This is a genomic window from Engelhardtia mirabilis (genome assembly GCF_007748095.1).
GTDB lineage: Bacteria > Planctomycetota > UBA1135 > UBA1135.
The window spans coordinates 6,078,159-6,090,417 of record NZ_CP036287.1 but is presented as its reverse complement, the minus strand read 5'-3'; the positions used below and the strand labels follow the sequence as shown (position 1 = coordinate 6,090,417).

5 protein-coding genes are annotated in these 12,259 nt (G+C 70.2%); all 5 read left to right on the top strand.

Annotated elements, in window-relative coordinates; genetic code table 11:
• Nucleotides 1-39: 39 nt before the first annotated feature.
• The 5 genes from Pla133_RS22530 to Pla133_RS22510 all read left to right on the top strand — a co-directional run bounded on the left by Pla133_RS22530 (nucleotide 40) and on the right by Pla133_RS22510 (nucleotide 12,138).
• A complete protein-coding gene (locus tag Pla133_RS22530; RefSeq protein ID WP_145069499.1) occupies nucleotides 40-333 on the top strand; it encodes a hypothetical protein in 294 nt (97 codons plus the stop codon).
• 213 nt (nucleotides 334-546) lie between these two features.
• The gene (locus Pla133_RS22525; protein ID WP_419191858.1) at nucleotides 547-2,202 is read left to right on the top strand and encodes a hypothetical protein; all 1,656 of its coding nucleotides are present in this window, start codon (nucleotides 547-549) and stop codon (nucleotides 2,200-2,202) included.
• 165 nt (nucleotides 2,203-2,367) lie between these two features.
• Complete coding sequence (locus tag Pla133_RS22520) at nucleotides 2,368-5,454, top strand: protein kinase domain-containing protein (RefSeq protein ID WP_145069495.1); 3,087 nt, start codon at nucleotides 2,368-2,370, stop codon at nucleotides 5,452-5,454.
• On the top strand, nucleotides 5,451-6,065 hold the full coding sequence (locus tag Pla133_RS22515) for a sigma-70 family RNA polymerase sigma factor (RefSeq protein ID WP_145069493.1): 615 nt from the start codon (nucleotides 5,451-5,453) through the stop codon (nucleotides 6,063-6,065). The genes Pla133_RS22520 and Pla133_RS22515 overlap by 4 nt, the downstream gene beginning before the upstream one ends.
• 109 nt (nucleotides 6,066-6,174) lie before the next feature.
• Nucleotides 6,175-12,138, top strand: coding sequence for a hypothetical protein (locus Pla133_RS22510; protein ID WP_145069491.1), 5,964 nt, complete (start codon nucleotides 6,175-6,177; stop codon nucleotides 12,136-12,138).
• Nucleotides 12,139-12,259: the final 121 nt, after the last annotated feature.

Sequence of the window (12,259 nt, the reverse complement as noted above, 5' to 3'; positions counted from 1 at the left end):
GGGCGCTCATCCGATCGAAGGACGGGAGTGGAGCGTGCGATGGCAGACAAGCAGAAAGAGGGCAGCGCCCTCGGGACCCTCTTCGCACTGGTCGGTGGAATGGGTGGCTGCGCCGCCGCCACCGACCAAGGCGAGACGGGAACGGCAATCATGGTCACGATGGCCGTGCTCGCGATCATCGGCTACGTGGTCGGTGCCCTGGTCGAAGCGGTGGTGATCCGATTGGTGTTCGTCGCCGTCGTGGTCGTGACCTTCCTGCTCAATGCAGCCGTGCGCCAGTTCGTCTGGTCCCTGGTGTCCTCCCTGGTGGGGAGCGGCGAGGTTGCGGCCTAGGTGACCTGCCGCGCTGCATGAGTTCCCGCTGCCGGGTGCGGCTCGTGCGCCGCTTGATGTGGACCGCAGCCAGTTCGATTCCTTGGCGCGCGGGCGGTCCGTTGCCGGCCATTGACTGCAAGTGCCGCTAGAGCGCGGCTGCGCGCTCTATTCGAATCCCGCCCTGAGCCCGCGGTCATCAACCGCAATCTCGTCCGCCTACCTCCAATGCAGATGCTTCACCAACGATTCGCCGCGCGACGCTCGGCCGCCGCCGTTGCCCTGACCTTCGTCCTCGGCAGTCTCGCCTCCGCCCAGTGCCCCGTGGCGAAGGTCTCGGCCCAGGACTCGACTCAGACCGAGCGCCTCGGGTGGGCCGTCGCCACCCACGGTGACTGGTTGTTCGTCTCCGATCCGTACACCAACTTCGCCAGCTCGGACTCGGGGGCGGTCTTCGTCTACAACCGCGAGGGGCCTGAAAGCCCTTGGAAGCGCACTCAGATCCTGACCCAGCCCACTCCGGTAGACAGCGACCTGTTCGGCTACTCCCTGGCCGTCGACGGCGATGTGCTCTTGGTCGGCGCCGTGCGGCAGTCTGCGACCGGCCCCCTGTCGGGGGCCGCGCATGTGTTCCGTCGGAACGATTCGACGTGGTCGCACGCACAGACGCTCTCGCCTCCGAACCCCACCTACAAGGAGGAGTTCGGCTACGCGGTCGACGTCGAAGGGGGCCTGTTGGTGGTCGGTGCACCCTCGAACGGCACCCTGGGCATCCGCCAGGGCGCCGTCTACGTGTGGCGGGACCTGGGTTTTGGCTTCGCGACCTTCGAGGCAGCGATCTATCCAACCAGTGTCCAGTCCCAGGCCGAAGCCGGGACCTCCGTCGCGACCGACGGGGTGGTCATCGTGGCTGGCGCACCGTTCGACACCGCCAATGGCAAGGGATCCGCCGGCTCGGTGGTCCAATTCGGCAAGGTCGGGGGTGTTTGGATCGAGCAGCAACGAATCGTCGCGCCGGTTCCCGAGACAGACGGTCAATTCGGTACCGCGATCGACCTGGCGCCCTCCTACCTGGCCGCCGGAAGCCCGCGCGACGACACGTTCGGGGCGCAGGAGGGGACCGTGTTCTTGTATGCGCGCACCGCGGCGTCCTGGTCGCTGGCGCAGTCGATCGCGCCGGCTGCTGCAACGCTCGCGTCAACGGTCGCCTTCGGCAGCTCGGTGGCAATGACTGACGACGCACTGGTCGTGGGCTACCTGGAGCAGTGCTGCCAGGGTGATGCGGCCGGTGTCGCCTTCTGGGAGCGCAATGGGGCCATTTGGACGGAGACGAAGCAGATCTTCGCTCCTGAGGGTGGTAGCGACGACAAGAGCTTCGGGTTCGACGTGGCGATCACCGACGAGTTGATCGTGGTCGGTGCACCCGAAGACAGCGATCCGCTCTACCGCTATGGCTCGGCCGTGATCTTCGATCGGACGAGGACGGATTGCCTCTACGCCTCGCCGGTCAACGTACCTGTCGGCCAGGGAGCGACCGTCAGTCTCCGGAGCTACTCCGAACCGGCCAACGCGGGGGACCTTGTGATGGTGCTCGGTAGTGCCACGAGTTCGCTCTCGACGATCAGCATCGACGGGGTCGCGCTGCCGCTGACGCTCGATGCGTACACCGTCCTGACCGCGGTCCAGGCGGGCTCGCCGACCTTCAGCGGAACCGTGGCGACGTTCAACGGAGCGGGCCAATCCCAGGCGTTCATCGCGGTGCCCGCCGGCCTTCCCACCGCGCTGGTTGGAGTGTCGCTGTACCACGCCTACGCCCGCGTCGCGCTCGACGGTCCGGTGCCGGTGCTCGTGGCGGCCAGCAATCCGATCGCCGTCCGCCTGGGCAACTGAGTCGGGACGCGCCCTCAGGTTCGGGCCCCATTGGGCGGCGCTGCCGTGGGGCGTACGGTGCCGTGGGGCGTACGGTGCCGGGATCATTTGTCCCACCGGCGCCGTACGCCCCACGGCAGCATACGTCCCATCGCTCCCCCCGCCCGGCTCTCGTAGTCTTGAGCCATGGCGGCCGACCCCCCCGTTCCCGACCCCGCGCCCCAGGACGGCCTCGCCGACACCCGGGCGGAGGAGCTCTACGACCTCTACCTCGAGGCTGCGCTGGCGGGGGAGATGCGCGAGCCGCGGGACTTCCTCGCGCGGGCCGGGGTCGGCGACGGTCCGGGCGTGGACGACCTCGTCGCTCGCCTGCGTCAGATCCAGCAACTCGTCGGCGCGCGTCCGCGTCGCGAGGCGAGCGCTGGCCTGCCCTTCGACCGCTTGGGGGAGTTCCGCCTGCTCGAGGCCCTGGGCAGCGGCGCCATGGGCGTGGTCTACCTGGCCGAGCAGACCTCGCTCGGCCGACTGGTCGCGCTCAAGGTGATCCGCGAGGAGCTCGCCGGAACCCTGGGCGCGGAGCAGCGCTTCGAACGCGAGGCCAAGGCCCTCGCGCGCATCCAACATCCCGGCGTCGTGCGACTGTTCGGCTTCGGCACCGACGCGGGCGCGCGCTACCTGGCCATGGAACTCGTGCCCGGCCAGTCCCTGGCCGAGTTGATGGCCGAGCGCGGCCCGCTGCCGCCGGTGCAGGTGGCCCAGTGGGGCCTCGAGCTCGCCGGTGCGCTCGCGCGCGTGCACAACGCCGACCTGCTGCACCGCGACGTCAAGCCCTCCAACGTCCGCATCCACGAGGAGGGCTACGCGGTCCTGGTCGACTTCGGCCTCTCGCGCTCGCGGGACGTCGGCACCCAGGAGCGGTCCGGCGGCTTCGCGGGTTCCCTGGGCTACGCCTCGCCGGAGCAGGTGCGCGGCAATCGCGAGTTGGGGCCCGAGACCGACGTCTATTCCCTCGGTGCGACGCTCTACCACGCCCTCTCAGGCCGACCCGCCTTCGAGGCGCAGGGCATCGAGGCGCTGTTGCAAGCGATCCTGCGCGAGGAACCCACGCCCCTGGGTTCGATTCGACCCGGGATCCCCAAGGACCTGGCCACGATCGTGCACCACGCCATGTCGAAGGATCCAGAGCGGCGCTATCGCTCGGCCTACGACATGGCGGCGGACTTCGAGGCGGTGTTGGCCCTGCGGCCGATCCGTGCGCGGCCGCCGGCGCCGCTGGAGCGCGCGGCCAAGTGGGCCCGGCGCGAGCCCGCGGCGGCCGCCGGACTGGGCATCGCGACCGTGGCGATCCTCGCTCTGCTGGCCATGGTCGCGCTGCAGAAGCACTTCAACCGGGTCGAGCGCGAGGCCGATGCCCGCGCGGCGCTCGAGGAGGCGCGTCTCGCGGTGATCGAGTACGCCGACGATCGCGAGGCCATGCGCTCACTCGACTTCGAGCTGCGCGCCCTGGCCCAGGCGCGCGAGTACCGCTTCGTGACCGACGAGGAGCGCAGTTCCTTTGCTGCCATCGTCGACCAGGTTGAGGAGGCGCGTCGGCGCCGCGAGGGCGTGGCGTTCCTGGTGGGCGAGCTCCTCGCTCGCGCCCAGCGCTTGGACCCCGGCCTGGAGGAGGAAGCTGGCGAGGTGCTGCAATCGCTGCTGCTCGAGAAGTGGCAGGACGCGGTGGCGACGGGCGACAGCGTGGGGCAGCGCCTGTTCGAGCAGGAACTGCGCCGGGCTACGGCCGACGGACGGCTGGACGAGCTGCCCTTCCCCACGGCGACGCTCGTGGTCAGCTCACCGGTGCCCGGTGCGCGCGCCTGGCTGTTCCGCCTGGAGGAACTGGACGAGATCCGCCCCGACGGTGAGCGGCGCCAGGTCTGCGTGCCGGTGGGGCCCACCGGCCTGGACCTCGACCAGCCCGACCTGCCCCTGGGCTGTCGGGCCCTGCGACTGTCGAGCGCCTTCGACGATCAGCCCTGGAACTTCGAGGCGACCGACCTGTTGCTCGAGGTCGACGGCGAGCCGATCGACGGTGGCGCCTTCGTCGCGGGATCGACGGAGGACACGCAGCTTCGCGTCGGCGATCGGATCGTTTCCGTCGACCGTCGGGCGGTGTGGGACGGCCTCGACGCGGAGCTGGCGGTCGACGCCGCATCGGGATCCGCGACCGTCGGCATCAGGCGCGGGGGTCAGACCCTCGAGCTGGAGGTCGCTGACCTGTCCAAAGTCGAGCTGCTCGAGCCCGACACCTGGTTGACCCTTCGCGGCGGGCGCGCCCTGCGCTGGCGCGAGGGTCAGCGGGAGTCGGTCGACGTACCTCCCGGCCTGCCCTGGCGCACGACGGCCAACCCCCAGTTCGCCTCCCGGGCCTGCGAGCTCGAGCTCGGTGTCGAGGTGCCCGGACTGCGGCGCGGGCTGTACGTGGTGGTAGTCACCGCCCCGGGCTGCCGGCCCCTGCGTGCGGCCGTGGGACAGGGCGACACCGAGCCGCGCATCGAGATCGAGCTCGAGCCCCGCCCCTTGGAGTTCGCGCCGCCCGGCTTCGTCCACACCGCCTACCGCGGCAGCGTGCTGCGCGAGAGCTGGCCAGCCGAGCACGAGACCACGGCCGAGCAGTACCTGCCCTTCCTCGAAGACGTGCCCGTGCGCGCCCAGATCGACGCGGCCCTGGCCGAGGGCGATGTGATCCGCATCCCGCGCTCCGGCGGTACGGGCACGATCTTCTGGGAGCGTGACGAGGGCGCAGGCACGGTCGAGCTGCCGCCCGATTGGACCGGCGACATGCCGGTGATCGGGATCAGCTACGACGACGCGACGGCCTATGCGGCCTGGCGCACCGAGCACGGGGACGGTGGCACCTACTTCCTGGGCGACCAGGGACGGCGAGCCGAGGTCGCGGTGGCCTTCGAGTCGCGCCTGTATTCCTGGGGCTCGCGCTTCGATCCACGCTTCGCGAACACCTGCTTCTCGCGTCCGCGCGCCGGAGTGGAGCCGGTCATGAGCTACCCCGTCGACGAGTCGCCGACCGGCGTCTACGACCTGTGCGGCAATGCGGCCGAGTTCATCGACGACTGGTTCGACGCGGCCAATGGCTATCGCCACGCCGCGGGCGGAGCCTGGGGCCAGGCGCCGGCGGCGATCAACGGCGTGCTGGGCGGCTACGGGCACAAGCCGCACCGCAGTACCGGCGAAACGGGTCTGCGGTTGATGTGGCGCCCGGAGGAGGACCGGTGACCGACTCCTCACGCGAGCTGGTCTCGGCCGCATTGGTAGAGCACGGCCATGCCCTGCGCGGGATGCTCGCGCGCCAGGCCAGCGCGACCCTGTTGCGTTTCGAGACCCCCGACGACCTCTACCAGGGCTTCGCCGGCGAGGCCCTGGTGCGCGCCGAGCGCTTCACCGATCGCGGCGAGGGCAGCGCGCGCGCTTGGTTGTACGAGGTCGGTCGCAACTACCTGCGCGACCGCCATCGGCACTGGGCGGCGCTCAAGCGCGGGTCGGGCCGGGTCGTGCGTTCGGGTCTTGGAGGCGGGCGGTCGACAGTCTCGGCCGGCGCCACACCCGGCGACGAGCCGAGCGCGAGCCAGACCGGTCCGATGACGATCGCCGCCCGCAGGGAGCAGCTCGTCCTGGCGGCCAAGGCCCTGGCCCTGTTGCTGCCGCGCGACCGTCAATTGGTCGAGTGGAGCGCCACGGACGTGACCTTGGTCGAGATGGCCGAGCGGCTCGGAATGAGTCCGGAGAGCGTGGGCAAGGCCCGCGCGCGGGCCCTCGACCGGCTCCGCAAGACCCACGAGTTGGTGCTGCGGCGTATGACCTCAAGTGACGAGGGTTCCGCGAGTTAGGCACTGACGGCAGCGCGGGAGGCGCGGAAAGCCTGTCGCCCGCGGGCGCGCATGCACTTTGTCGAGAGGGGGATCGCACCAGCACCCCGACCTCGAACCAAGCACCGCCATGCAGCCCATCGACCGCCTGCGCGCCCTCGGGGCGTTCACGTTCCTCTGCGTCCTCGGCACCCTGGCCCCCGCCGCCCAGGCCCAGTCGACCCTGACTTGGATCGGGGGAGCGGACGGCGACTGGAACAATGCCACCAACTGGACCGGGGGCAGCGTCCCCGGACCGAGCGACACCGCGATCATCCCCACGGGTACGGCCAACGCTCCCCAGGCGGTTTTCGGCGACGTGGTCGTGGGCAGCGTGCAGATCAACGCCGGCGCGGTGGTCGGCATCCAGGACACGCGCACCCTCACTGTCAACGCGCACCTGACCTGCAACGGGGCGATCGATGCCTACGGCAGCGGCGCCCTGGTCGTTGGCGGCAACCTGTCGGTCAGCGTTGCGACCGCGAGCTTCAACGGGTTGAGCGAGGTCAGCCTGATCGGACCCGGCACGGTTTCGGCCAACGCCTCGGTGCTCCTGCCCCCGCTCAGCGTCGTCGGCGGCCTGCGAGTCCTGTACTCCGGTCGCTCGGCTGGCCTGCACTTGGACCAGGGTGCGTCCCTGCCCACGGTCGAGCTGCGGGTCATCGACGGCGGGCTGTTCACGGTCGATGGCGATGCGCTCCTGAGCGCTCCGATCACTTCCCAGAACGTCGGCAGCTCGACGCGCACCTTGGTGATCAACGGCACCACCACCTGGGATGTGCCCAACTACCCGCCGGGGTCCGAGAAGAACGCGGCCTTCGTGCTGCGCGCCAACGGCGACTGGCAGGCGAGCACATCGACGGCCCTCGAGGCCGGATGGGTCGAGCTGGGCGGCGCGGGGACCCATGTGATCCGCTCGGCCTTCGGCTCGACGTTCCTGGCGGTCTTCCTGAACCTCCGCATCATCGACGGCACCCGTCTGCTCGAGAACAAGAACGTGCGCGTGCTGGGCGAATGCGAGGTACGCAGCGCGACCTTCGACCTGGACTGGCCCGAGTACCTGGAGATCGAGGGCACCCTCGACACCAACTGGGCCGGCGCGAGCCTGGTCAACAAGAACCTCGGGGCCACCGTTCCGGTGCGCCTGACCGGCAACGGCGAGCTGCGCGGCGGGGTGAACCCGCTGCCCGAACTCGAGATCCTCGGTGGCGTCCACAACTGCTTCGGCCTGACCGCCGAGTCGTTGACCTTGTCCGGCGGTGCTTCGGAGTTGGTGCTGCGCGATGGCACGACGACGCACGTCCTCGGTCCGTTCCAGCACAACGATGGCGTGCTGCGTTTCGACGCAGTCGGCAGCAGCGCGCGTGTGCTGCGGGTAGATGGCCTGTTCCAGCAGTTCGGCGGGACCCTGGTCAGCCCGTCGGGCGCCGACCGGATCGAGGTTCTCGACGACTGGGTCAGCCAGAACGGCTACTTCATGGACAACGGCTGGGTCGAGTTCGAGGCTCCCGGCCAACTCAGCGGCAGCTCACCGCAGATCAAGCGCATGCGCCTGGTCTCGGGGGCGCGCGAGATCGTGGACGATCTGGAGGTCTTCGGCGAGTTGACCTCGATCGGCGGCAGCACCACGGGCAGCGGCTGGATCGAGATGACCGGGACGATCACTCCGATCAGCACGGGCGCGAACCTGCTCAATCGGGTGAGGGTCGTCGGTGGCGTGGTCAACATCACCACTTCGCACCTGGGGACCCTCGAGGTGGTCGGCGGCAACCTGCGGCTGCTCGACGGCGTCGGTGTGACCATCGACGGGGACCTGCGTTTCCTGGGCGGACTATTCGCCTCCCAGGGTATCGGTAGCAGCCTGCGCTACCTCGACGTCGGCGGCGACATGCTCGAGGCAGGTACCGCGGCGGACGCCGAGCAGAACGCCGCCACGCGTATTCGAGTCGCTGGCGACTGGGTCGGGGTCGGCGCGTTCGTGCTGCCCACCGGCTGGGTGGAGCTGGACGGCGGCGGGGCCTCGACGATCGGCGGCGCGGCACCGACCTTCGGCAACCTCCGACTCGCCGGCGGGGCCCACACCCTGCTCGCCGCGACTCGGATCGATCAGGAGCTCGAGGTGCGCTCGAGTCTGGACCTCGGCGCGCAGGACCTGACGGTCCAGGGCAACCTCGACTCGAACTGGAGCGGCGCCACGATCGTCGGGACGGGCCCCATCGTGCTCGACGGCGACGGCGAGCTGCGAACCAACGGCAACTCGATCCCCCCGCTGCACCTGATCGGCGGCACCCGCCAGGTGTTCCCGAGCTTCGTCGAGGCGCTGCACGTGTCCGGCGGCATCTGGCGCATGCGCGACGGCTCGCCCTGCACCGTGGCCGGCGACGTGCTGCTCGATGGAGGCCTGGTGGTGTCCGAGCCGGTGGGGAGCTCCGCCCGCGGCTTGACCGTGTTGGGCGACTTCACCCAGTCGTCCACGATGATCGACTCGACCGTCTCGGCCACCACGATCCGCGTCGCGGGCAACTGGTCCAGCGACCCGTCCTTCGTGCTGGAGCAGGGCTGGGTCTACCTGGATGGCGGCGACTCCGAGATCGGTGGGGCCGGCCCGACCTTCAAGCGCCTGCGCCTGGTCTCCGGGATCAACACCCTGACCAGCGAGGTCGAGGTGAACGGCGAGCTGATCTCCCAAGGGGGCTCCACGGCGGGCAGCCCGTGGCTGAACATGACCGACGCCGTCAGCGCAGTCAGCACCGGCGCCAACGAGATCGCGCGCCTGCGGGTGGCCGCGGGGACGATTCCGATCACCACTTCGCGGGTCGGGGACCTCGAGATCGCGGGCGGTCAACTGCGCCTCTTGGACGGGGTCGCCCTGACCGTGAGCGGCGATGCGACCTTCCTGGCGGGCCAGTTCGCCTCCCAAGGCGTCGGCAGCAGCCTGCGCTACATCGACGTGGCCGGGACCTTCGTCGAGTCGGGCACCATCGCCGCGGCGGAGCAGAACGCGGCCACGGAGATTCGCGTGGCGGGCGACTTCACCGGGAACGGCGACTTCACCCTGCCCCTGGGTTGGTTCGAGCTCGACGGCGCGGCGAATCAGGTCGTCGACGGGACGGGTCCGGTCTTCGGCAATCTGCGCGTGGAGAACGGCACCGCGACCCTGGCCACCGACGTTCTGGTCGAGCAGGAACTCGAGGTGCGCGGTTCCCTGGACCTGGCCGATCGCGACCTCGAGGTCGTCGGAACCCTGGACTCCAACTGGAGCGGCGCGACCATCGTCGGCGTCGGCCCCCTGCGCCTGACCGGCAACGGCGACCTCCGCACGACTGGCAACTACGTCGCGCCGATTCGGGTCGAGGATGGACTGCGACAGGTCTTCCCCTGCTATCTCCAAGCGCTGGAGCTGAGCGGCGGCATCTGGCGCTCGATGGACGGCTCCACCTGCTTCGTGGCCGGCGATGCGCTCTTGACCGGAGGGATCCTCGATTCGCAGGGCGTCGGGAGCTCCGCGCGGGGGATCGACGTCGAGGGCAGCCTGGTCCACACGGGCACCACGGTTGACGTGCAGAACTCGGCCACCACCATCAAGGTCGCCGGCGACTGGTCCAGCGACTTCCTCTTCACCATGGACGAGGGTTGGGTCCAGCTCGACGGAGGCGACGCGGAGCTCGGTGGGCCGAACCCGATCTTCAAGCGCCTGCGCCTGGTCAGTGGGGTCAAGACGCTCACGTCCCAGGTGGAGGTCTTCGGCTCGCTGTTGGTCCAGGGCGGTTCGACGCAGGGCGAGGAGTTCATCGTGATGCCCGGCGCGATCACCCCGGTGCAGACCGGGGCGAACCTCGTGAACAAGCTGCGCGTGACCGGTGGCAGCGTGCCGTTCACCACATCGCACTTCGGCGAGCTGCAGATGACCGGTGGGCAGATGGAGGTCCTCGATGGGGTCGCCCTGACCGTCGACGGGGACGTGACCTTCAGCGGTGGAGTGTTCTCGACCCAGAGCGTCGGCAGCAGCATCCGACTGCTCGACGTGGGCGGCAACTTCAGCACCACGGCGGCGACCCTCGGCTTTCAGAGCGTGGCCACCCGCTTGCGGGTGGCTGGCGACTGGAGCTCGAACTCGGCCTTCCAGATGACCTCCGGGATCGTCGAGCTGGACGGCACGGGCACGAGCTACCTGCGTGGGAGCGTGCCCGGCCTCGACCCGATGCTGCCGACCGTGCAGATCAAGAACGGCACGCGGCTGGTGGACGACAGCGTGGACGTGACCGCCGCCTCGGTGACGATCGATGCGGGGGCGCGCCTGGAGGCGGCGGCGGGCGGCGACCTACGGGCCGCGGGTGTGCCCTTCGTGGTCAACGGCACCCTTGCTGCGAGCGCGGGCGGGCGACTGTCCCTGGGCGCGCTCGCGTCGGTGCTGGTCAACGGTGGGGGCCGGCTCGAGCTGCTCGGCGAACCGGGCGATCCGGCGACCCTCGGTGGCGTCGCCGGGGGCGGCTACGCCGTGACGGTCAACGGCACCCTGGCCGCGCGCGACTTCGTCGTCTCCCAGCCGGGGCCGGACGGACTGGTGATGAACGGCAGCTACGCGGCCGCGCCCGACGATCTGCGCGGCGGCGAGTTCGCCTCCCCGGCGGCCACGGGCAGTTCGACCCTTCTCACCCTGGGACACGCCGCGGCGAAGACGCTGTACTTCGTGCGCTTCGAGGACTCGGCCCTGACCGGGACCTACAACGTGCGCCGCACGACCGGAGGCGACGTGGCCTTCCAGAACTTCGGCGGCGACTTCTCCGGCGAAGCGTTCGAGGACGATCCCGGCGATCGCATCGACTGGCTGCCGCCGGCGGCTACGGAGATCGTGTTCTTCAAGGCCACCAACGGGCCGCAGAAGGTCTTCCTGAACTTCGAGACCAGCTTCGAAGCGGACGTCCAGGCCTTCATCCTGGAGGCCGGCCCGGCGGCGAGCGGACCCTTCGCGACCGTGGTGGAGCTGGCGCCGACGGGCGTCGGCTCCTACGCCGCGGTGGACGCACCCCTGGCGGCCGACACCGAGGTGTTCTACCGCCTGCTCGAGCGCCGCACCGACGGCTTCGTGCGCCTGCTCGGCGAGGACGCGGCCCTGCCCTACTCGGCCGCGACTCCGGCCAACGTGCGGACCGTCGGGCCGACCGGTGAGTTCGCCACGATCCAAGCCGCGATCGACGCCGCGACGAGCCCCTTCACGGTTATCAGCGTGGCCCCCGGGACCTATCCGTCCTTCTCGATCGTCTCGCCGACGGTGTTGAGCCTGTCGATCCTGCCCGAGGCTCCCGGGGTCGTGATCGACGCCTCGGCCGCGCCGGTCGCGATCCATGGCGTGGGCTTCGGCAAGGACGTGATCCTCGCCGACCTGGTGATCGACGGCGGGGCCACGGACTCGGCGGTGGACCTTGCGAGCAACTTCGGCGCGGTCGTGCTCGACCGCTGCGACGTGAACGGCGGCACGGGCCAGCCCGGCCTCGAGAGCTTCCTGAGCCTCGCGGTGTCGCTGCAAGACTGCGACTTGGCGGGGTCTCCGGGCCTCCTGTCGACGGCGTCCGCAACCTACAGCGGCCGCGGCTCGATCGACGAGCTGCAGCTCTTCGGGGGATCGAGGGCGCGGCTGTGCGGCTTGACGCCGAGCGCCCTGTCGGGTGATGGCAGCGAGACGGTGACCTCCTATCCAGGCGTCAGCCCACAGCTGACCTTGCCGCGCTACCAGTCCCTTGGTGAGCCCTTCAGCGCCGACCTGGAGGCCGCACCGGGCACTTTCCATCAACTCGCGGCGTCGGCCACCGCCCTGCCCCTGGACCTGGACGACCCGGGCTTCTGGCAGATGCTCCTGCTCGTGAATGCCGGCGCCTACTTCGAGGTGGGTGAGGGCTTCACCGACGGCGCCGGGCAGGCGAGCACAGCCTTGACACTTCCGCCGGAGGGCGGATTGCTCGGTGCTCGGCTCTTGCTCCAGGCTTGGACGATCCAGGTCGTGCCGACGGTCGAGGTGCGCTTCTCCGGCGTACAGCCCCTGGTCGCGATGCCCTGAGAAGCGCTGCAGGCGTTGGTACGGTGCCAGGCACGACGCCGCCGCCTACGAGAGGGGCCCCACCGGCGCCGCGCGCCGGTGGGGCCCCTCTCGTAGGCGGCGGCGTCGTGCCTGGCACCGT